This window comes from Pseudoxanthomonas sp. 68-E7 (assembly GCF_057773145.1).
Genome location: NZ_JBYMTI010000001.1, coordinates 105,799 through 125,926 on the forward strand (window position 1 = coordinate 105,799; position 20,128 = coordinate 125,926).

Here is a 20,128-nt window from a genome sequence, read left to right on the forward strand (position 1 = left end):
GGTTTGCGCAGCGAAAGCAGTCGGAGTGGAGCGGATGCGGGACCGCGGGGGGCCGGCATCGGCGGACCGTTGGGGAAACGAACGGCCGCTGGCAAACGGCGCGCACTTTAACCGATTCCGGGGCGCAGCGGGGGTTTCCGGGCGCGGAAAGCACGGTTTTCCGTTCAGCCGAAAGGAATGCCGGGCCAGGCCGATATACTATAAGCCCCTGTTTTCACGACCCGGCCGCCCCCAATGAGCCTGCGTGTACTGCGCCACAACGGACCCCCCGTTGTCCCCGCCAACCGCGGGGACACCGATCCCCTGGCCGGCCCGGCGCAGGGTGACTGCGTGGGCTGCCAGGTCCGCCACCTGGCGGTCTGCGCGGCGCTGCCGCTGGACCAGGCGCGCGCGCTGGAAACCCTGGCCGGCGACATTCCGCTCAAGGCCGGCGAAGTGCTGGCCCGGGAAGGTGACTCCCGCCGCGACGTGTTCACCGTCACCGTCGGCGCGCTGCGCCGGATCCGCCTGCTGGCCGACGGCCGCCGGCTGGTCGCCGGATTCCTGATGCCGGGCGATTTCATCGGTTTCAGCGGCGCGACCCACTACCGCCATTCGATCGAGGCGATCGTCGACAGCGAACTGTGCGCGTTCTCCATGCAGGACATGCGCACGCTGTGCTCGCGCTATCCGGAACTGGAGCGCGAACTGCTGGAACGCGCCTGCGTGGAACTGGACGCCACCCGCGACAACCTGATGTCGCTGGCGCGAATGACCCCGCTGGAGCGGCTGGCCTCGTTCCTGCTGGACATGCATGCGCGCCGCCGCCGCCAGGGTTACAGCGGCGAAGAGGTGGTGCTGCCGATGTCGCGCACCGACATCGCCGACTACCTGGGCCTGACCGTGGAAACGGTGAGCCGCAGTTTCACCCGCCTGCGCCAGGACGGCATGATCGCCACCGACGACCCGCACCGGGTCACCCTGAAGGATCGCAAGCGGCTGGCCTCGCTGGCCGAAATGCGCGAGTAGGCCGGCGCGCATCGGGCCGGCCCGAAAGACACGCGCACAGCGGAGCTTGCTCCGCTTTTTTTGTTTTTGTTCGTGGCCGGGTGATGGCCCGGCACGTGATGCGTCGCGGGCGGGACGCGCCCGGTTCCACGCGAGCACCGACCTACGCAGGCTCCGGCCACAGCCGGCCGTCGATGAGGCGATAGGTCTCGTGCACGCTGCCGGCGGGCAGGGGCGCGTGGGTGATGATGAGCACGCTGCGATCGGCGGCGGCTTCTACGATGTCGCGCATCAGCGCGTCGGCCGTGTCCTGGTCCAGGCCTTCGGTGGGCTCGTCGAGCAGCAGCAGCGGCGCATCGCGCAGCAACGCGCGGGCCAGCGCCAGCCGCCGCGCCTGGCCGGCCGACAGGGTCGCGCCGCTTTCGCCGACCCAGCCGTCGAGGCCGTCTTTCCAGCCGCGCACCAGCGTGTCCAGGCGGACCTGCGCCAGCGCCTGCCACAGGCGTGCGTCATCGGCGCCGGGTGCGCCCAGCTGCAGGTTCTCGCGCACGCTGCCGGCGAACACCGGCGCTTCCTGCGGCAGCCAGGCCAGGCGCGCATGCCAGTCCGCGCCGCGGAATCCGCGCAGATCCTCGCCGCCGTAGCGCAGGCGGCCCTCGACCGGATCGCGCAGGCGCAGCAACAGGGCGAGCAGGGAAGACTTGCCGGCGCCGCTGTCGCCGCGGATGGCGATGCGCCGCCCGGGCGCGAGCGACAGATCGATGCCGTCCAGCAGCCGCCGGTGTTCGCCCGGCCAGCCGAACACCACGTTCTCCAGCACCAGCGTGCCGGAGGCGGGCACCGGCACCGGTTGCGCGGGTTCACCGGTTTCCGGCACCTGCATCGCCACGTCCTGCAGTCGCCGGGCGGAGGCGCGCGCGGCTTGCCCGGCCTGCCAGGCCAGGCCGATGCCGGCGGCCGCTTCCAGCAGGGCCAGGGTCATGAAGAACAGTCCGCCGGCGGCGGGCGCGTGCAGGCGTCCCGCATCGACGGCAGCGAACAACAACCAGGCCAGCAAGGGCAGCAGCAGCGCGGCCAGCAGGCCATGCACCAGCACGCCATAGGCGAGCCGCCGCTTGCGTCGGCGCTCCTGCGCGGCCAGCGCCGCCGCATCCGCGTCGATGCGTTCCAGCCAGCCGTCCACAGCCTCGAGCGCGGCCAGATCGCTGGCGCCTTCCAGTCCTTCGAGCACCGCGTAGCGCAGGCGCGCGCGTGCTTCGGCGCGTTCGTTTTCCAGCGCGCGCGCGCCGGCCTGGATGGCCCACGGCGTGGCCACCGCGATCAGGCAGAACGCCAGCGCCAGCAGCATGCCTGCGGACGGCAGCAGCCAGAACGCGACCGCGATGCCGAGCACCAGCACCGCCGCCAGCGCCAGCAGCGGGCCGAGCGCGCGTACCAGCAGGCCGTCGACGGCTTCGATGTCGGCGACCAGGCGCGCCAGCAGATCGCCCACGCGGTAGCGACCCAGGCCCAGCGGCGCCAGCGGCAGCGCGCGGCGGAAGAACCACACGCGCAGGTCCCGCGCCAACCCCAGGGTGACGTCGTGGCCGACCAGTTTTTCCGCGTAGCGCGAGAGGATGCGGGCGAAGGTGAAAGCGCGGATGCCGGCCGACGGACCGAAGAAATTGAAGCCGATCGCCGCGCTGCCGGCCAGCGCGGTGGCGGTGAGGAAGTGTCCGGCCAGGCCAAGCAGGCCGGTGCCGGCCAGCAGGGTGATCAGCAACAGGGCGAAGGTCAGCGCGATGCCGCGCGCGTGCCGGCGGAACACCCCGCGCAGGTCGTCGGCTCGCGCGCTCATGCCGATGCCTCCGCTGCGTGGACCTGCGCATCGCGCAGATCCAGCACGCGGCCGATCATCCGCATCGCCGCCGGACTGTGGGTGGCCATGATCAGGGTGCGGCCACGGGCGAAATCATCCAGTGCGCGCAGCACGGCCTGTTCGGTTTCCGGATCGAGGAACGCGGTGGGTTCGTCCAGCAGCAGCAGCGTGGGCCTGCGCAGGAACAGCCGCGCCAGCGCAACCCGGCGCGCTTCGCCACCGGACAGACCGAAACCGCGTTCACCGATCGGCGTATCCAGGCCCTGTGGCAGGCGATGCGCGAAGCGCATCACCTGGGCGGCTTCGGCGGCGGCGTGCAGATCCGCCTCGCTGGCATCCGGCGCGGCGATGCGCAGGTTGTCGGCCAGGCTGCCCTGGAACAGGAACGGTCGCTGCGGCGCATAGCCGATGCGCGGCGGCGTGCCGTAGCGAATCGATCCTTCGGCGGGCGGCAACCAGCCGGCCAGTGCCTCCAGCAGCGTGCTCTTGCCGCCGCCGCTGGCGCCGACGATCGCGAGGTGTCCGCCGGCTTCCACGTCGAAGGACAGATCCCGCAGCACCCGTGGCGCTTCGGCGGCCGGACGCAGCGCCAGGCCTTGCACCCGCAACGCGGGTGCCTGCGCAGCCAGGACATCGGGTGCGTACGGGGAAGGCGACGCAGGCGCATCCTCCGCGTCCTCCAGCAACCGCGCCATCTCGCCGGCCGCCGCCAGCGCCGCCGCGCGATCGTGGTAATGCGCCGCCAGGCGTCGCAGCGGCGCATAGAACTCCGGCGCCAGCAGCAGGCAGAACACGCCGGTCGCCAAATCCAGCGGCGGTCCGCGCAGATCGAGCATGCCCAGATAGGTCAGGCCCAGGTACAAGGCGATCATCGCCACGCTCAGCGAAGCGAAGAACTCCAGCACCGTCGAGGACAGGAAGGCGATGCGCAGGACTTTCAGGCTGCTGCGCCGCAATCCCTCGGCGGCCTGTTCGATGCCGGCCAGTTCGGCGTCGCCACGTCCGTACAACCGGATCAGGCCTAGGCCGCGCAGGCGATCGGCGAAATGCCCGCCCATCCGCGCCAGCGCCTGCAGTTGCCTGCGGCTGGCCGCTTCCGCGCCCCAGCCGACCAGCATCATGAAAACCGGCGCCAGCGGCAGGGTGAACAGCAGGATCAGGCCGACCATGCGATCCGCCCAGAACGCGGCGACCAGGATCAGCAGCGGTACCGCCACCACTTCCAGGCGCACCGGCAGGAAGCCGCCGATGTAGCCTTCCAGCGCGTCGACATGGCCGCCGAGCGTCTCCGCCAGTTCGCCGCTGCGCTGGTGGCGCAGCCAGCGTGGGCCGCGCGCCACCAATCGGCGTGCGAGCCGCGCGCGCGCCTGCAGGCGCACGGTTTCCACCGCGTCGTCGGCCAGCCGCCGCGAAGCCCAGGCCAGCAGCGCGCGCAGCACGCCGACCCCGGCCAGTCCCGCCAGCAGCAGCGCCACCGCGCGTGCGGGCGCATGCGCGACGAACACCTGCTGCATCGCCCGGGCGATCAGCCATGCCTGCGGAACGAGCAGTGCGCCCGCCAGCACCGTGCATGCGACGGCCCAGCGCAGCGGCCGCGCACCGAGCGCGGCGAATGTCTTCAGGTGCCGCGCCGCGTTCGGCGCGGGGGCGTCCGCGCCGGAACTCATGTGGGCAGGGTGCGGCAACCCAGCGCGCTGAGCAGGCCATGCAGCGCGGGCGCGTGCGCGAGCCAGGGCCCGGCCAGGGTCAGCAGGCCGGCGAACAGCACGATCATCGCCGCGCCCATGCGTGCGCCGGGGCGTTGCAGCCAGCGGCCCATGCGCGCGCCCGACCAGGTCAGCGGCACCATCATCGGCAGCGTGCCCAGGCCGAAGGCCAGCATGGTCAGCGCGCTGTCGCGCGCACTGGCCTGCAGCCAGGCCGCGGTCAACAGGCTCAGGCTGAGTCCGCATGGCATCCAGCCCCACAGCATGCCCAGCGCGATCCGGCGCCAGGCGCGATCGGCAGGCAGCAGGCGCGACTGCAGGGGACGCAGCCATTGCCACAGGCGCGCGGCGGGACGCGAGAGGAATTGCAGGCGCGCGCGACGATCCAGCAGGCGCAGCGCGACCAGCACCAGCACCACGCCCACCGCCATGCGCAGGCCCAGCGCGAGGTTCTCGAAGCGGAATACTTTCAGCAGGCCGCCGCCGAAGCCGCCGACGATCGCGCCGGCCAGCACATAACCGCCGACCCGGCCGAGATTGACCTGCAGCGCGGCACCCCAGCCGCGCTGCGGGCTCATCGCGGAAAAACCGGTGGCGATGCCGCCGCACATCGCCGCGCAGTGCACGCCACCCAGCAATCCGCTCAGCAGCGCCGCGAGCAGGGTAAGGCCATCAACCGGCATCGTTCCGATCCGCCGCTCGTCCGGACTCCGCCGCGGATGCCGCGTCGTCGCTTTCAGGATCCGTCGTTGCCTGCGCATGCGCGGGTTTGCGCGCATCCTCGTCGTCGAGGATGTCCAGCGCCGGCGTGTCCAGATCGTCGAACTGGCCGCGCCGCACCGCCCAGATGAAGGCGGCGACCGCCAGGCCCAGCAACACCAGGCTGATCGGGATGAGCATCAACAGAATGGTCATGGTGCGGACTTGCTCCCGGGCACGCGGGTCAGGCGCAGCGCGTTGGCGGTGACCAGGAGCGAGGATAGCGCCATTCCCAGCGCGGCCAGCCAGGGCGTGACCCGGCCGGTGGCGGCCAGCGGCAGCGCCAGCACGTTGTAGGCCAGCGCCCAGGCCAGGTTCTCGCGGATGATCCGGCGGGTGCGCCGGGCCAGTTCCACGGTGGCCGGCAGCCGCGAGAGCGAGGTGCCGGTCATCACCAGATCCGCCGCGCGCTGCGCCAGCGGCGCGCCCTGGCCCATCGCCACCGACACGTCCGCGCCGGCCAGCACCGGCGCGTCGTTGATGCCGTCGCCGACCATCGCCACGATGCGGCCCTGCGCCTGCAAGGCATGCACGAAGGCGAGCTTGTCTTCCGGCGCCTGCCGCGCGCGCGGATCGGCGATGTCCATGTCCTCGGCGAAACGCCGCACCGGCGCCTGGCCATCGCCGCTGGCCAGGTGCACGGCAAAGCCCTGCGCGCGCAGCGCCGCCAGCGCCTCGCGCGCATCCGGCCGCGCGGATTCGCGCAGTGCGAAGCGGGCGATGCCGCGTTCGCCGTCGCCCAGCCAGATCGCGCCGTCGTCGTCGCCGCCGAAAGCGAAATCGGCGCGACCCAGCCGCCATGACTGCCCGTCGATGAGGCCCTGCACGCCGTGACCGGTGACGGCTTCCACCTGTTCGGCCTGCAATGGCGCGGCACCGGCCCGATCAGCGGCTTCCAGAAACGCCGACGCCAGCGGATGGCCGCTGTCGCGTTCCAGCGCGGCGGCCAGCGCCAGCGCCTGCGAACGGCCGAAGCCGTCCAGGGCCTGTGCCTCCACCGCCAGTGATCGCGGGTCGCTGAGCGTGCCGGTCTTGTCGAACACGATGTCGCTGGCGCGCGAGAGCGTGTCCAGCGCGTCGGCGCGGGTCGCCAGCACGCCCAGCTTCGCCAGGGTGCCGTGCGCGGCGGCCAGTGCGGTCGGCACCGACAGCGACAGCGCGCAGGGGCAGCTGATCACCAGCAGCGCCAGGGTGACCTCGAAGGCGCGCGCGGGATCGTGGAAGTGCCAGAACACGTACACCGCCAGCGCCGCCAGCAGCAGGCCGGCGACGAAGCGGCCACCGATGCGATCGGCGGCGCGCGCGATCGGCGGGCGGTGCGCCTGCGCCTGGTCCACCAGCCGCGCCAGCTGCGACAGGCGGGTCGCGCTGCCGACGTCGGTGACCCGCAGCCGCGCCGGATGCTCGCGGCACACGGTGCCGGCGTAGACCGCGGCGCCGGCGCGCTTGTGGATGGGGTGCGATTCGCCGGTCAGCAGCGCCTCCTCGAACACCGCGTCGGCATCCAGCAACACCCCGTCGGCCGGCACGTTGTCGCCGGCGGCCACCCGCACCACGTCGCCGCTGGCGAGGCTGCCGACCGGCACCGACTCACGGCTGCCGTCATCGCGTTCGCGGGTGGCGAAGGCCGGGCGCGCGCGCGCCAGCGCGTCGACCTGGGCGGTGGCGATGTTGCGTGCGCGCTGCTCCAGCATGCGCGCGGCCAGCAGCAGGAACACGAACATCACCGCCGCGTCGTACCAGACGTGGACGCCGCCGCGGACGGTCTCGACCAGGCTGGCGAGGTAGGCCAGCAGGGTGGAGCCGGCAATCAGCGTGTCCATGCCCAGATGACGTTCGCGCAGTTCGCGCCAGGCGCCGGCCAGGAACGGCCAGCCGGAATAGAACACCACCGGCGTGGAGACCAGGAAGGTCAGCCAGCGGAAGAAATCGCGGGTGGGCACCGGCATGGTCCGGTCCACGTCCAGGTACAGCGCCTCGGCGAACATCATCGCCTGCAGGGCGCCCAGTCCGGCGATGCCCAGCCGCAGCAGCCAGCGCTTGCGCTCGTCCAGGCGCGCGCGTTCGCTGGCTTCGCCACCGGCCAGGTAGGGCCGGTAACCGAGCATGGACAGGCGCTGCAGGATTTTCGAAAGCGCGGCGCGCTGCGGATCCCAGGCGATGCGGATGCGGCCGGTCACCGCGTTGGCGGTGCTGTCGAGCACGCCTTCCTCGCGCGCCAGCGCGCGATCGATCAGCCATGCGCAGGCGGCGCAGCGCATGCCGTCGGTGAGCAGGATGATCTCGCGCCCGCCGGTGACCGGATGGCTGTGCTCGGCCTGGAGTTCCTCGCGATCCCAGATGCCGAGATCGACCGGCTCGGCGTCGACGCGTCCGGCGGCGGCGCTGCGCAGGCGGTAGTAGCTGCCCAGATCCGAATGGCGGATCCATTCGGCCGCCGCCGCGCAGCCTTCGCAGCAGAAACCCGCGATCTGGCCGTCCAGCGGACGCAGGACCGGTGCGGTCGGCAGGGCCTCGCCGCAGTGATAGCAATGCGGCGAAGGCGCCGTCGCGGTCACGGGGCGGCGTCGTCCTGCAGCGAAGGCGCCAGGTGCACGGCACGCCGCGCCTTGGGCAGGCGGCCACGCAGGCGCCACTGGCCGTCGGCCGGGCCGAGCTGCACTTTCCAGGCGTGCGACGCGTCCACCGCCTCGTCCAGGCGCCAGCCGTTGCCGGCGGGGGGCAGCCGCAGGCGGCGATCTTCCTCCGCCCTGGTCGGATGCTGCAGGTGCAGTTCCAGCGGCGCGCGGCGATCGAACTCGCCGCTGACCGGAATGATTTCCACCACGCCGGCATCCACCCGCAGCACCGCGGCCAGCTTCATCGCCTGTGCGCGCTGATCCGGGCCCAGGTCGGTGGTCTGGATCTGCGCCATGCGGTCCACCTTGTCGGTGACCGCATCGGCGCCACCGGCGCGCACGGAGATGTAGACCAGGCCGAGGCCGGCCACGATCGAGGCCAGCGGCAGGCCGACGACCAGCCACATCGCGGGGATGCGCCAGAGGGGAACCTTGGGTTGCGGAGTCATGGGGTGGGTCCGAAGTAACTGCTCTCGACGAGCTTGGTCGACACGCCGTCCTCGCGCTCGACGCGGATGCGGATGGCATGGCGGCCGGTGACGCTGGAAGGCGCGGTGGCAATCAGCGGCAGCGACAGCACTTCCTCGGCATCGGCCTCGACCTGCTTCCCGCCGCCGGCCAGGGTGATGCCGGCGGTATCCGACTCCAGCACGACGCGGTAGTGGTGCGCCTGCTGGTCCTTGTTGACCAGCTTGAGCGTGTAGCTGTTCTCGATGCGGCCGCCGCCGACGTCGCGGTACAGCGCGTTGCGATCGCGCAGGACTTCGGCGATCACGTCGCTGCGGTGGGTCACGCCCCAGGCCCAGGCGGCGAGCAGCGCCAGCAGGATGGTGCCGTAGACGAACACGCGCGGACGCAGCACCCGGGTGCCCTTGCCGTCGATGGCGTTCTGGGTGGAATAGCGGATCAGGCCGTTGGGGTAGCCCATCTTGCCCATCACGTCGTCGCAGGCGTCGATGCAGGCGCCGCAGGCGATGCACTCGTACTGCAGGCCGTTGCGGATGTCGATGCCGGTCGGGCAGACCTGCACGCAGATGGTGCAGTCGATGCAGTCGCCCAGCTGATCCGGGGCGAACTTCGGCAGCGGCTCGGCATGCGCGCCGGCACCGGCGAAGGTAATGGTGCCGCGCGCCTGCAGCCGGTTGTCGGCCGCGGTGGGGTGCTGGTAGGCGCGGAACACGTAGTCGTAGGCGGTGGCCTTGTCGAGCAGCCCGCGCGCGCGTTCCAGCACGCTGGCCAGGCCGCGCTTGCGCGGACCGCGCGGTTCGCCGCGCATCGGATCGTAGGCGATGATCAGGGTGTTGCGGTCGAACATCGCGCTCTGGAAGCGCGCGTACGGGCACATGTACTTGCACACCTGCTCGCGCAGGAAGCCGGCGTTGCCCCAGGTGGCCAGCGCGTAGAACAGCACCCAGAAGGTTTCCCAGCCACCCCAGCCCAGCGGCGCGCGCGCGGCCAGATCGCGGATCGGGGTGAAGAAGCCGACGAAGGTGAAGCCGGTCCACAGCGCGAACAGCAGCCAGATCGCGTGCTTGCCGCCCTTGCGCAGGATCTTCTGGCCATTCCAGGGACCGGCGTCCAGCTTCATGCGCTGGCTGCGATCGCCCTCGGTCCAGCGCTCCATCCACAGGAATACTTCCGTCCAGACCGTCTGCGGGCAGGCGTAGCCGCAGAACAGGCGCCCGGCCAGGGTGGTGAAGAAGAACAGCGCCATCGCCGCGATGATCAGCAGCAGCGCCAGGAACAGGAAGTCCTGCGGCCAGAACGACAGCCCGAACACGTAGAACTTGCGCGCCGGCAGATCGAACAGCACCGCCTGCCGGCCATCCCAGCGCAGCCACGGGAACACGTAGAACATGCCCAGCAGCCAGAACACCGCGGCCACGCGCAGGCGGTTGAGGCGGCCGGAGACGTCGCGCGGATAGATCTTGCGCTCGCTGACGTACAGCGAATTGCCCTGGTCGTCCACCACGTCGATGGGGATCTGCCGGCTCATGGCGACACTCCGTTGCGCGATGGGGGCTGGGATTTTCGGTAGAGCGGAATCGGAACGTTCATGGCATGGCTTCGCCGGGGGTTACCGGCGTGGCGTTGAGGGAGAACCGGACGGATCCAGTCTCCGGCGCGCACGACAGGAGCGGGAGCGACGGTTTGTCGCAGCCCCGCTCCAGGCTTTCATTCCGGCGGCAGCGCGCGGTTGAAGCGGCTGGAAGGCCGCAGGAGTATCCAGGTGAACAGGCTGGACGACGCCGTCGCCAGCCAGAACATGAAAAAGCCCAGCGTGTAGCCGAGCTCACGGGTCAGGGGCCAGTCGGGAAAGGTCGCGTCGCGCAGCTGCAGCGGATCCACGAAGGCGAAAAACACCATCGTCGCCACGCCCGCCGCGAAGAAACTGGGCCAGAGGATGGCCCCGATCCGCTGTGCCAGCGGGCGGGGCGGGTGGTCCAGTCGGGGTTCGCTGAAATCGGTCATGGCGACGACGGTTCCTTCTATGGCGTGGCGGCGGCGGTTTCCTTGTTGCCCTTGTGCGACAGCGACCAGACATAGGCGGCCACCAGGCGCGCGCGGGTCTCGCCGAGAAGCTCACGGTGCGCCGGCATGATGCCATGGCGGCCCTTGCTGATGGTCTGGCGCAGGCTTTCGCTGCTATCGCCGTACAACCAGTAGTCGTCGGTCAGGTCGGGCGCGCCGAGATCCTGGTTGCCCTTGCCGTCGACGCCGTGGCAGGCGACGCACACGCCTTCGTACAGCTTCTTGCCCTGCGAGGCGGGGAAGTTGTTGATCAGCTGGTCCGGATGGCCGAGCGTGCGCACGTAGGCGATGGTGTAGTCGACCGCGTTCGGGCCGCCCATGCCGGTCAGCGCGGTGCCCCATTCGGGCATCACGCCGTCGCGGCCATCCAGCACCGTTTCCAGCACCTTCTCCGGCGAACCACCCCAGTGCCAGATGTCGTCGGTCAGGTTGGGGTAGCCGATCGCACCCTGCGCGGACGAGCCGTGGCAGGTGGCGCAGGTGTTGTTGAAGATGGAACGGCCCAGCGACAGCGCCTTCGGATCCTGCGCCAGCCTGTCGATGGCCTGGTCCGCGTAGGGCTTGAAGGTCTGTTCCAGCTTGGCGTCCTCCACCTTCTTCTTGGCGGCATGCTCGCCGGCCGAGGACCAGTCGGCGGCGCCGGAGTAGCCGCCGAGGCCGCCGTACCACGCGATGTAGCCGATGCCGAACGCGATGGTCAGGTAGAACATGTTGATCCACCAGCGCGGCAGGGGCTTGTTGTACTCGGTCAGATCGCCGTCCCAGACATGGCTGGTTTCCTCCGGCGCCGGATCACCCGGGCGACGGCGCGCCGTCCACCAGAGCAGCCACGCGCAACCGGCGATGTTCAGCACCACCAGGGCGATGACATACCACGACCAGCCGCTGTTCATGCCTTGTACTCCTCGTCTTCCTCGTTCAGCGGCAACGCCGCGGCATCATCGAATTCGGCCTTGCGGCGCGGGCTCCATACCCAGATCCAGCCGCCGATGAACAGCACCAGCAGGATCGCGGTCACGATTCCGGACACCATGTCAGCCTCCCCGCGGCGCGTGCTTGCCGAGCGCCTGCAGGTACGCCACCACGGCGTCCAGCTCGGTCTTGCCCTTCAGTTCCTCGGGCGCGGCCTTGATCTCGGCATCGGTGTAGGGATCGCCCAGCGCCTTCAGCGCGCCCATCCGCCGCGCCGTGGCTTCGCCGTCGACCTTGTTCTTGTCCAGCCAGGGGAAGCCGGGCATGTTCGACTCGGGGACCACGTCGCGCGGGTTGATCAGGTGCACGCGGTGCCAGTCGTCGGAGTAGCGCCCGCCGACCCGGGCCAGATCCGGTCCGGTGCGCTTGCTGCCCCACTGGAACGGGCGGTCGTAGACCGATTCGCCGGCCAGCGAGTAGTGGCCGTAGCGCTCGCTCTCGAAGCGCAGCGTGCGGACCATCTGCGAGTGGCAGTTGTAGCAGCCTTCGCGGACGTACACGTCACGCCCGGCCAGTTGCAGGGCCGGGTAGGGCTTGACCCCTTCCAGCGGCTTGATGGCCTCGGCCTGGAACATCAGCGGCACGATCTCGGCCAGGCCGCCGAACGACACGACCACCGCGATCAGGATGGCCATCAGGCCGATGTTCTTCTCGATTTTCTCGTGGGAATTGCTGTTGCTCATGTCGGTCTCTTCCTCAGGCGCGCACTTCGGAAACGTCAACCGGCAGGATCGGTTGCGGGGCGGTCGAACGCGCCGATGCGAACGTCTTCCAGGTGTTCCAGGCCATCACGCCCATGCCGCTCAGCACCAGCAGTCCGCCGCCGAGGCGGATCAGGTAGTACGGATAGGTGGCGTTGAGCGCTTCGACGAAGCTGTAGGTCAACGTGCCGTCGGCGTTGGTGGCGCGCCACATCAGGCCCTGCATGACGCCGGCGATCCACATCGAGGCGATGTAGAACACCACGCCCAGGGTGTGCAGCCAGAAATGCAGGTCGATGGCCTTGGTCGAGAACATGCTGTCGCGGCCCAGCAGGCGCGGCAGCAGCGCGTAGATCGAGCCGACCGAGATCATCGCCACCCACCCCAGCGCGCCGGCGTGCACGTGGCCGACCGTCCAGTCGGTGTAGTGGCTCAGCGAGTTGACCGTCTTGATCGACATCATCGGTCCCTCGAAGGTCGCGATCATGTAGAACGACACGGCGACGATCAGGAACTTCAGGATCGGGTCGGTGCGCAGCTTGTGCCACACGCCCGACAGGGTCAGGATGCCGTTCAGCGCGCCGCCCCAGGACGGCGCCAGCAGGATCAGCGAGAACACCATGCCCAGCGACTGCGCCCAGTCCGGCAGCGCGGTGTAGTGCAGGTGGTGCGGGCCGGCCCACATGTAGACCGCGATCAGCGCCCAGAAGTGGACGATCGACAGGCGGTAGGAGTAGACCGGGCGCCCGGCCTGCTTGGGCACGAAGTAATACATCATGCCGAGGAAGCCGGCGGTCAGGAAGAAACCCACCGCGTTGTGGCCGTACCACCACTGCACCATCGCGTCGACCGCGCCGCTGTAGACCGGGTAGGACTTGGTGAAGCCGACCGGGATGGCGATGTTGTTGACGATGTGCAGCAGGGCCACGGCGATGATGTAGGCGCCGTAGAACCAGTTGGCCACGTAGATATGCTTGACCGCGCGCTTGGCGATGGTGCCGAAGAACAGCACCGCGTAGGCCACCCAGACCACCGTGATCAGCAGGTCGACCGGCCATTCCAGCTCGGCGTACTCCTTGCCCTGGGTCATGCCCAGCGGGAGGGTGATCGCGGCCGCCAGGATGACCACCTGCCAGCCCCAGAACACGAACGCGGCCAGCTTGTCCGAGATCAGCCGGACGTGGCAGGTGCGCTGGACCACGTGCAGGCTGGTCGCGAACAGGGCGCTGCCGCCGAACGCGAAGATCACCGCATTGGTATGCAGGGGGCGCAGCCGGCCATAGCTGAGCCATGGCAGGTCGAAATTCAGCGCCGGCCAGTACAGCTGGGCGGCGATGAACACGCCCACGGCCATCCCCACGATGCCCCAGACCACGGTCATCACCGCGAACTGGCGCACCACCTTGTCGTTATAAGTACCCTGCACGCTCTGCATGCCACCTGCTCCTAGGCTCAACACCATGATCTTCGGCCCCTCCGGCCCCCTCTCACATTGATTTGAATCAAGCCGGGAGGGGGGAAATGCGGACAGGGGGTGGTCGGCGAACCACGGGCGGCATGTTGGCAACCCCGGATGGGGTCCAGGGTGCGACAGATTGTCACCCCCGCCCGCGCCGGCAGGAGGTCTAGAATCCCCTTCGACACCGCTGCCGAGCCCCCATCATGCCGGACATGACCGTTGTCGAGCTGTCCCGCCTGCAATTCGCCCTCACGGCGATGTACCACTTCCTGTTCGTGCCGCTGACCCTCGGCCTGTCCTTCATGGTCGCGATCATGGAAAGCGTCTATGTCATGACCGGACGGGACGTGTGGCGGCGGATGACCCTGTTCTGGGGCACCCTGTTCGGGGTGAACTTTGCCATGGGGGTCGCCACTGGTATTGTGATGGAATTCCAGTTTGGCACCAATTGGTCTTATTACAGTCACTACGTCGGTGACATCTTCGGCGCCCCGCTCGCCATCGAGGGCCTGATGGCCTTCTTCCTGGAAGCGACCTTCATCGGCCTGTTCTTCTTCGGCTGGAACCGGCTCAGCAAGGTCCAGCACCTGGCGGTGACCTGGCTGGTCGCGGTGGCGACCAATTTCTCGGCCCTGTGGATCCTGGTCGCCAACGGCTGGATGCAGAACCCGGTCGGCGCGGTGTTCAACCCCGAAACCATGCGCATGGAAATCACCGACTTCATGGCGGTGATCTTCAACCCGGTCGCCCAGGCCAAGTTCGTCCACACGGTCAGCGCAGGCTACGTGACCGGAGCGATGTTCGTGATGTCGATCAGCGCGTTCTACCTGCTGCGCGGGCGCAACCCCGACTTCGCCAAGCGCTCGATGGCGGTGGCGGCCAGCTTCGGCCTGGCGGCGGCGCTGTCGGTGGTGGTGCTGGGCGACGAAAGCGGCTACGCGGTCGGCGAGAACCAGAAGATGAAGCTGGCCGCGATCGAGGCCATGTGGGAGACGGAGCCGGCCCCGGCGGGCTTCAACGCCTTCGCCATCCCCGACCAGGAAACCCGCACCAACCACTACGCGGTGCATATCCCCTACGTGATGGGCATCATCGGCACCCGTTCGCTCAACAAGGAAATGCCCGGCATCCTGGAACTGGTCGAGCGCGCCGAGGGGCGCATCCGCAACGGCCTGGTGGCCTACGAGAACCTGCAGAAACTGCGCGCCAACCGCGGCGACGCGCATGCCCGCCATATGTTCGAAACCCATTGGCGCGACATCGGCCACGCCCTGCTGCTGAAGAAGTACCGCGAGGACATCGCCAACGCGACCGAGGAGGAAATCGTCAAGGCGGCGTTCGATACGGTGCCGCGGGTGGCGCCGCTGTTCTGGAGTTTCCGCCTGATGGTCGGGCTGGGCTTCTACTTCATCGCCTTCTTCGCTTTCGCATTCTGGTTGGCCAGCAAGCACCAGCTGGACAGGCGGCGCTGGTTCCTGCGGTTGGCCTTCTACAGCCTGCCGCTGCCCTGGATCGCGATCGAGGCCGGCTGGCTGATCGCCGAGTACGGCCGGCAACCGTGGGTGATCGATGGCGTGCTGCCGACCTTCTTCGCCGCCTCCGGGCTGAAGCTGCACCAGATCCTGATCACCCTCACCGGCTTCGTCACCCTCTACACCGCACTGGCGGTGGTCGAGATATGGCTGATGCGCAAGCTGATCCTGAAGGGACCTGAGCAACTGGTGCCCGAATCCCACGGCACCGCCGCGTCCGCCCCCACGCCGGCCACGGCCACCTGAGAGGAGCGCGTCCATGGACACCATTCCGCTCGACTATCCGACCCTGCGCCTGATCTGGTGGGCCCTGCTGGGGCTGCTGCTGATCGGCTTCGCGGTGATGGACGGCTTCGATCTGGGCGTGGCGACGCTGCTGCCGGCGGTCGCCCGCACCGATGGAGAACGCCGGATCACGCTGAACGTGATCGGCCCGGTGTGGGAAGGCAACCAGGTCTGGCTGATCGTCGGTGGCGCGGCCATCTTCGCCGCCTGGCCGCCGTTGTACGCGGTCAGCTTCTCCGGCTTCTATATCGCGATGTTCCTGATCCTGATCGCGCTGATCCTGCGTCCGGTCGGTTTCAAGTTCCGCAGCAAGGTGCCGGACCCGCGCTGGCGCGCGCTGTGGGACTGGGCCTTGTTCGTCAGCGGACTGGTGCCGGCGCTGGTGTTCGGCGTGGCGATGGGCAACGTGCTGCTCGGTGCGCCGTTCACCTTCGACGAGATCCTGCGGCCGCATTACGAGGGCGGCCTGTTCGGCCTGCTCACGCCTTTCGCGCTGCTGTGCGGCCTGGTCAGCGTGGGCATGCTGGTCGCCCACGGCGCCGGCCGGCTGGCGATGAAGACCGATGGCGACATCGCCGCGCGCGCGCGCCGCTACGGCAGCCTGGCCGCGCTCGCCACCGCGGTGCTGTTCGTGATCGGCGGCGTGTGGCTGGCCAGGGGCATCGAAGGCTACGTGCTGCAGATCGCGATGGATCCGGCCGGCCCGTCCAATCCGCTGGCCAAGGTGGTGATCACCGGACAGGGCGCCTGGATGGGCAACTACGCGCGCTGGCCGCTGATCTGGCTGTTCCCGGTGCTAGGCGTGCTGGGCGCGCTGTCGAGCGCGCTCTGCCTGCGCATCGGCAAGGCCGGCCTCGCCTTCCTGTCCTCGGCGCTGGCGATCAGCGGCATCCTGCTGACCTTCGGCCTGACCACCTTCCCGTTCCTGCTGCCGTCCTCGCTCAATCCCAGCGCCAGCCTGATGGTGTGGGACGCCTCGTCCAGCCACATGACCCTGTTCATCATGCTGCTGGTCACCGCCTTCTTCCTGCCGATCATCCTGGCCTACACGGCCTGGGTATACCGGGTGATGCGCGGCAAGGTCGGCGACGACACGCTGGATCACGATCAGAACCCGAACGCCTACTGACACCGGAGGCATACGCATGTGGTATTTCAGCTGGATACTCGGCGCCGGACTCGCGGCGAGTTTCGCCATCCTCAATGGCATGTGGTACGAAATGCGCGATACGGATCGCCGCAAGGACGACTGAGCGGTTCGCGTCGCGTTCCGGCCCGCCGTCATGCGGACTGCGCCGCACTTGCGTAGTCCTGCCGATGTGTCGACGCACCGCTGCGTTGAAGGAATTGCTTCCCGCTACCTCGGGCCGTCGTCATCCCGGCGAAAGCCGGGATCCATTGCCGTGATGGTGAACGGTTCTGGTTGTTGATACGCCGCGCAGGAATGGATTCCAGCCTGCGCTGGGATGACGGGAAAGAGATGGGGATGGGTCTTCCCCCGCTGTTGCTGCCGTCATCCCGGCGAAGGCCGGGATCCATTGTCGTGGTGGTGAACGGTCCTGGTTGTTGATACGCCCCGCAGGAATGGATTCCAGCCTGCACTGGAATGACTGGAAAGAGATGAGGGGGGATCTTCCCGCGCTGCTGCTGTCGTCATCCCGGCGAAGGCCGGGATCCATTGCCGTGATGGTGAGCCGTTCTGGCTGTTGATATGTCGCGCAGGAGTCGATTCCAGCCTGCGCTGGAATGACGATGGGATGTTTATTCGCAGGCGACGGAACAGTGTGATTCGTCTTTCATCGATAGCGGACTCGGCATGGGTAAAGGAAGCGCGGACTATCCTGTTGGGAGTTCACATCGGCCCCCACGGCCAGGAGCGATAACATGAGTTTCAAAGGCAAGGTCGTCATCGTCACCGGCGGCGCCAGCGGTATCGGCGAAGCGAGCGCGAAACTGTTTGCCGAGCACGGTGCGCACGTGGTGATCGCGGATTTCTCGGACCACGGGCAGGCCGTCGCCGACGCGTTGTCGAAGCAAGGCGCCCAATCCCTGTTCGTGAAGACCGACGTGACCGACACCGTCGCGGTACAGCGGATGGTCGATGAAACCGTCGCCGCGTTCGGCCGCATCGACGTACTGTTCGCCAACGCCGGCATCGCCGCCGACGGTCCGATCGATCAGCTGTCCGAGGCGGCCTGGGATCGCACCATCGGCATCAACCTCACCGGCGTCTACCTGTGCGACAAGCATGTCATCGCGCAGATGCTCAAGCAGGGCGGCGGCGTGATCGTCAACTGCGGTTCCATCCACAGCCATGTGGGCAAGGGTGGCGTGACCGCCTACGCCGCGGCCAAGGGCGGAGTGAAGCTGCTGACCCAGACCCTGGCGATCGACTACGGCGCGCGCGGCATCCGCGTCAACGCGGTGTGCCCGGGCTACATCGACACGCCGCTGCTCAAGGATGTTCCTGCCGAAGCCAAGCACGCGCTGGAGAAGCTGCACCCGATGGGCCGGCTGGGCCGCGCCGAGGAAGTCGCGCGCGCGGTGCTGTTCCTCGCCAGCGACGACGCCTCCTTCGTCAACGGCGCCTCGTTGCTGGTCGACGGCGGCTATACCGCGCAGTGAATCCGGGCGGGGCCGTCGCGCTCCGCCCGTGCCACAAGACCTTTCCGGATGGGGTGCTCGCGCGCCCCGTTCTGCCATCCGTTCCCCGCGCCCGTCCGGTACGGTACGGGGATTGGCCTATAATCGCAGCATGTTCCCAGCAAGCCCGCCGGATGCGGAGCCCCGGACATGCCAGTCAAGAGCATCCAGAACCGCCGCCTCTACCAGCAGATCGCCGACCAGCTGCGCGGCATGATCAATCGTGGTGAATTCCCGCCGGGCAGCTACCTGCCGCCGGAGCGCGAGCTGTCGCAACAGTTCGGAGTCAGCCGCACTTCGTTGCGTGAAGCCCTGATCGCGCTGGAAGTGCTGGGCCTGGTGCGGGTCCGGGTAGGCGACGGCGTCAGCGTGGTCGGGCCGGATTCGGAGGAAGCGCCGCCCGCCGAACACGTGCTGGATCGCGCCCGCCAGCTCAATCCATGGACGCTGGATCCGGAACTGGGCGTGGTGGCCGACTTCGAAGCCGAGATTCCGCCGTTCTCGTTGCTGAGCGCGCGTCGGCTGGTGGAGCCGGAAACCGCCGCGCTGGCCGCCGAGAACGCCAGCGACGAGCAGATCGCCGGCATCGAGGAAGCCCTGCAGCGCAACATCGCCGACAACCAGCACGCCTCCACCACCCATCCGGGTGACCGCCTGCTGCACATCCGCATCGCCGACGCCAGCGGCAACCCGGCCTATTCGCTGCTGATCCGGCACCTGCTGGGCCACCAGTACGGCGCGATGTTCCAGCGCGTGCAGGCGCTCTATACGGTCGAGGACATGCCGCGCCGCTCGGAACTGGAACACGAGGCCATCGTCGGCGCGATCCGCGACCGCGATCCGGACGCCGCCCGCGCGGCGATGGAAAAACACCTGGATTCGGTGATCCGGATCTTCTCCGGCGGCGAACGCTGAAGCCCGAAAGCCGACCCTAGGGCCGCCACAGCACCTGCGGACCGACCTCGCGCACGTCGCGGGTGCCGGTGAGCGCCATGCTCACGTCCAGTTCCCGCCGGATCAGATCCAGCGCGGTGGCCACGCCGCGTTCGCCCATCGCGCCCAGGCCGTAGAGGAAGGCCTTGCCGATCAGGGTCGCGCGCGCGCCGAGCGCGAGCGCCTTGAGCACGTCCTGGCCGCTGCGCACGCCGCTGTCGAACCAGATTTCGCAGCGGTCGCCGACCGCCGCCGCCACCTGCGGCAACGCGAGGATCGCCGGTGGCGCGGAGTCCAACTGGCGCCCGCCATGATTGGACACCACGATGACGTCGGCGCCGGCATCGACCGCGGCGCGCGCGTCGTCCGCGTCCAGGATGCCCTTCACGATCAGCTTGCCGGGCCAGAGCGAACGCACCCAGGCCACGTCCTTCCAGCTGAGGGTGGGATCGAACTGGCTGCCGATCCATTGCGACAGCGTGGTCAGGCCCTTGCCGCCGCCGGGAATGAAGCCGGCCAGGTTGCCGAAATTGCGGTGCGGCGTGCGCAGCATGCCCAGCACCCAGCGCGGGCGCCGCAGCAGATCCAGCGCATTGCCCACGGTCAGCTTCGGCGGCACGGTCAGCCCGTTCTTGATGTCGCGGTGGCGCTGCCCCTGGATCTGCAGATCCGCGGTCAGCACCAGCGCCGGGCACTGCGCGGCCTTGGCGCGCTGGATCAGCGAGGCGGCGAAATCGCGATCACGCATCACGTAGAGCTGGAACCAGAACGGCTTTTCCACCGCCGCGCGCACCGCTTCGATCGAGCAGATCGAGACGGTGCTCAGGGTGAACGGCACGCCTGCGGCCTGGGCCGCGCGGGCGGCCAGGATTTCACCGTCTGCATGCAGGATGCCGGTCAATCCGGTCGGCGCCAGTCCCACCGGCATCGACACCGCCTCGCCGGCCATGGTGGTGGCGAGCGACCGCTGGTCCACGTCGATCATCACCCGCTGGCGCAGCATCAGCGCATCCAGCGCCCGGCGGTTGCCGTTGAGGGTGTGCTCGTCATAGGAGCCGCGATCGACATAGTCGAAGATGGCGCGCGGCGCGCGCCGCATCGCCAGCTGGCGGAGATCCTCGTTGCAGGTGATCGGGGTCATGG

Annotated in this window: 19 protein-coding genes; 6 read left to right on the plus strand and 13 right to left on the minus strand. The window is 68.9% G+C overall.

Going from position 1 to position 20,128, the window contains the following annotated elements:
• The first annotated feature begins 234 nt into the window (after nt 1-234).
• Nucleotides 235-1,008, plus strand: a complete 774-nt coding sequence (locus AC3DE2_RS00505) for a Crp/Fnr family transcriptional regulator (RefSeq protein WP_488424584.1) — start codon at nt 235-237, stop codon at nt 1,006-1,008.
• Nucleotides 1,009-1,150: 142 nt separating this feature from the next.
• Here the strand turns inward: AC3DE2_RS00505 and cydC are convergent, their stop codons facing one another.
• From cydC to ccoN, 12 genes are all read right to left on the minus strand, one after another.
• The gene (cydC, locus tag AC3DE2_RS00510; RefSeq protein WP_488424586.1) at nt 1,151-2,824 is read right to left on the minus strand and encodes a thiol reductant ABC exporter subunit CydC; all 1,674 of its coding nucleotides are present in this window, start codon (nt 2,822-2,824) and stop codon (nt 1,151-1,153) included.
• A complete protein-coding gene (gene cydD, locus AC3DE2_RS00515) occupies nt 2,821-4,512 on the minus strand; it encodes a thiol reductant ABC exporter subunit CydD (protein ID WP_488424588.1) in 1,692 nt (563 codons plus the stop codon). Before cydD ends, cydC begins: the two co-directional genes overlap by 4 nt.
• A complete protein-coding gene (locus tag AC3DE2_RS00520; RefSeq protein ID WP_488424590.1) occupies nt 4,509-5,234 on the minus strand; it encodes a sulfite exporter TauE/SafE family protein in 726 nt (241 codons plus the stop codon). Before AC3DE2_RS00520 ends, cydD begins: the two co-directional genes overlap by 4 nt.
• Nucleotides 5,224-5,466, minus strand: coding sequence for a cbb3-type cytochrome oxidase assembly protein CcoS (gene ccoS, locus AC3DE2_RS00525; protein ID WP_488424592.1), 243 nt, complete (start codon nt 5,464-5,466; stop codon nt 5,224-5,226). Before ccoS ends, AC3DE2_RS00520 begins: the two co-directional genes overlap by 11 nt.
• Complete coding sequence (locus AC3DE2_RS00530; RefSeq protein ID WP_488424593.1) at nt 5,463-7,868, minus strand: heavy metal translocating P-type ATPase; 2,406 nt, start codon at nt 7,866-7,868, stop codon at nt 5,463-5,465. Before AC3DE2_RS00530 ends, ccoS begins: the two co-directional genes overlap by 4 nt.
• On the minus strand, nt 7,865-8,377 hold the full coding sequence (locus AC3DE2_RS00535; RefSeq protein ID WP_488424595.1) for a FixH family protein: 513 nt from the start codon (nt 8,375-8,377) through the stop codon (nt 7,865-7,867). Before AC3DE2_RS00535 ends, AC3DE2_RS00530 begins: the two co-directional genes overlap by 4 nt.
• The gene (locus tag AC3DE2_RS00540; RefSeq protein WP_488424596.1) at nt 8,374-9,924 is read right to left on the minus strand and encodes a 4Fe-4S dicluster domain-containing protein; all 1,551 of its coding nucleotides are present in this window, start codon (nt 9,922-9,924) and stop codon (nt 8,374-8,376) included. Before AC3DE2_RS00540 ends, AC3DE2_RS00535 begins: the two co-directional genes overlap by 4 nt.
• A gap of 179 nt (nt 9,925-10,103) precedes the next feature.
• On the minus strand, nt 10,104-10,400 hold the full coding sequence (locus AC3DE2_RS00545; RefSeq protein ID WP_141454254.1) for a hypothetical protein: 297 nt from the start codon (nt 10,398-10,400) through the stop codon (nt 10,104-10,106).
• A gap of 17 nt (nt 10,401-10,417) precedes the next feature.
• The gene (gene ccoP, locus AC3DE2_RS00550; protein ID WP_295375604.1) at nt 10,418-11,353 is read right to left on the minus strand and encodes a cytochrome-c oxidase, cbb3-type subunit III; all 936 of its coding nucleotides are present in this window, start codon (nt 11,351-11,353) and stop codon (nt 10,418-10,420) included.
• Nucleotides 11,350-11,493: a cbb3-type cytochrome oxidase subunit 3 gene (locus AC3DE2_RS00555; protein WP_141454252.1), complete on the minus strand. Its 144-nt coding sequence runs from the start codon at nt 11,491-11,493 to the stop codon at nt 11,350-11,352. The genes ccoP and AC3DE2_RS00555 overlap by 4 nt, the downstream gene beginning before the upstream one ends.
• 1 nt (nt 11,494) lies before the next feature.
• On the minus strand, nt 11,495-12,115 hold the full coding sequence (ccoO, locus tag AC3DE2_RS00560) for a cytochrome-c oxidase, cbb3-type subunit II (RefSeq protein ID WP_295375607.1): 621 nt from the start codon (nt 12,113-12,115) through the stop codon (nt 11,495-11,497).
• Between the two features lie 13 nt (nt 12,116-12,128).
• A complete protein-coding gene (gene ccoN, locus AC3DE2_RS00565) occupies nt 12,129-13,568 on the minus strand; it encodes a cytochrome-c oxidase, cbb3-type subunit I (RefSeq protein ID WP_488424598.1) in 1,440 nt (479 codons plus the stop codon).
• Nucleotides 13,569-13,795: 227 nt separating this feature from the next.
• Here ccoN and AC3DE2_RS00570 point away from each other — a divergent pair, with 227 nt between their 5' ends.
• From AC3DE2_RS00570 to AC3DE2_RS00590, 5 genes are all read left to right on the plus strand, one after another.
• The gene (locus AC3DE2_RS00570; RefSeq protein WP_488424600.1) at nt 13,796-15,370 is read left to right on the plus strand and encodes a cytochrome ubiquinol oxidase subunit I; all 1,575 of its coding nucleotides are present in this window, start codon (nt 13,796-13,798) and stop codon (nt 15,368-15,370) included.
• Between the two features lie 13 nt (nt 15,371-15,383).
• Entirely contained in the window at nt 15,384-16,538 is a 1,155-nt protein-coding gene (gene cydB, locus AC3DE2_RS00575; RefSeq protein ID WP_488424601.1) for a cytochrome d ubiquinol oxidase subunit II, read from the plus strand.
• A gap of 16 nt (nt 16,539-16,554) precedes the next feature.
• Nucleotides 16,555-16,662 carry a cytochrome bd-I oxidase subunit CydX gene (gene cydX / locus AC3DE2_RS00580; protein WP_295375615.1) on the plus strand — a complete coding sequence of 36 codons (108 nt, stop codon included), beginning with the start codon at nt 16,555-16,557 and terminating at the stop codon, nt 16,660-16,662.
• 631 nt (nt 16,663-17,293) lie between these two features.
• Nucleotides 17,294-18,034 (plus strand): SDR family NAD(P)-dependent oxidoreductase, encoded by a 741-nt coding sequence (locus AC3DE2_RS00585; RefSeq protein ID WP_488424603.1) that lies wholly within the window; start codon nt 17,294-17,296, stop codon nt 18,032-18,034.
• Nucleotides 18,035-18,202: 168 nt separating this feature from the next.
• Nucleotides 18,203-18,967, plus strand: coding sequence for a FadR/GntR family transcriptional regulator (locus AC3DE2_RS00590; protein ID WP_488424605.1), 765 nt, complete (start codon nt 18,203-18,205; stop codon nt 18,965-18,967).
• Nucleotides 18,968-18,983: 16 nt separating this feature from the next.
• Here AC3DE2_RS00590 and AC3DE2_RS00595 read toward each other — a convergent pair whose 3' ends face one another.
• Nucleotides 18,984-20,126, minus strand: coding sequence for an alpha-hydroxy acid oxidase (locus tag AC3DE2_RS00595; RefSeq protein ID WP_488424607.1), 1,143 nt, complete (start codon nt 20,124-20,126; stop codon nt 18,984-18,986).
• Between the last annotated feature and the right edge of the window lie 2 nt (nt 20,127-20,128).